The organism is Acinetobacter sp. NIOH-H-8, assembly GCF_046635365.1.
Classification (GTDB): Bacteria; Pseudomonadota; Gammaproteobacteria; order Pseudomonadales; family Moraxellaceae; genus Acinetobacter.
Genome location: NZ_JBHDVN010000115.1, coordinates 1 through 881, shown reverse-complemented (window position 1 = coordinate 881; position 881 = coordinate 1). Strand labels below are relative to the sequence as shown.

Sequence of the window (881 nt, the reverse complement as noted above, 5' to 3'; positions counted from 1 at the left end):
TATAGCTAAATACTAAATAAATCATTACAGTAATCTTTAAACAATTTATCAATATCTTTAACTCTAAATTTATTGCGAATCATTTTTACTCGTGACCACATTTTTTCTATAGGATTTAAGTCCGGGCTATATTTAGGAAGCCACACAATGTAATGGCCTGCACAACGTATCAACTCCTGAAGCCTTGTTCCTTTGTGAAAGGTGGCATTATCCATAATCAATACACTGGTTTTTTTCAGCTTTGGCAATAAATCCTGTTCAATCCAGCATTCAAATACCTCGGTATTCACTGAACAATCAAATACTCCAACTGTAAGCAATCTATTTTCGATTAATGCGCCAATCGCATTGCTACAATTTTTTAACTGCCAGTTAAATTCAGCTTCAGCTCGCGCTCCTTTAGGGCTATAACTATGCGATCTCGTACTTTCGCTTTGAAAACCACTTTCATCGATATAAACCAGTGGTAATTGTTGTTCTAAACATTCAATCAAGTTCTGAAATTGCCGACGTTGATTTTGATCTGCTTTAGGGTGCTTTAACGTCTTTTTTTACGCGATATTCCTGCAGCATGTAGCGCATTAAATACTGCATGTGTACTGACACCAAAACGTTCTGCCCGTTCACTGATGTAATCATCGGGATATTGTTCAACATCATTCAATATTTGCTCTTTGCTAATTTTAGCTGGGCGACCAGGAATAGGTTTAGTTACAGTGGACTTTTTCCAATTCTGAATCGTCTGTATACAGACGTTAAAATGCTGTGCTGCTTTTCGCACAGACATTTTATCTCTAGTCATAATTTCTATGACTTTGTCTTTAAAATCTTTTGAATATCCCATGTTTCTATTGTTCTATATTTTTAAGTATTTGGCTATA

General features: G+C 35.4%; 2 protein-coding genes. Both read right to left on the bottom strand.

All coding sequences use genetic code 11. From position 1 onward, the window contains the following. Positions 1-5: 5 nt before the first annotated feature. On the bottom strand, positions 6-494 hold the full coding sequence (locus ACEWB7_RS17280; RefSeq protein ID WP_004779999.1) for a transposase: 489 nt from the start codon (positions 492-494) through the stop codon (positions 6-8). Positions 495-538: 44 nt separating this feature from the next. Further along, complete coding sequence (locus ACEWB7_RS17275; RefSeq protein WP_004779997.1) at positions 539-844, bottom strand: IS630 transposase-related protein; 306 nt, start codon at positions 842-844, stop codon at positions 539-541. Positions 845-881: the final 37 nt, after the last annotated feature.

Bases quoted from the DNA above. Each gene is read 5' to 3' on its own strand.
- ACEWB7_RS17275 (WP_004779997.1), bottom strand. From the start codon at position 844: ATGGGATATTCAAAAGATTTTAAAGACAAAGTCATAGAAATTATGACT.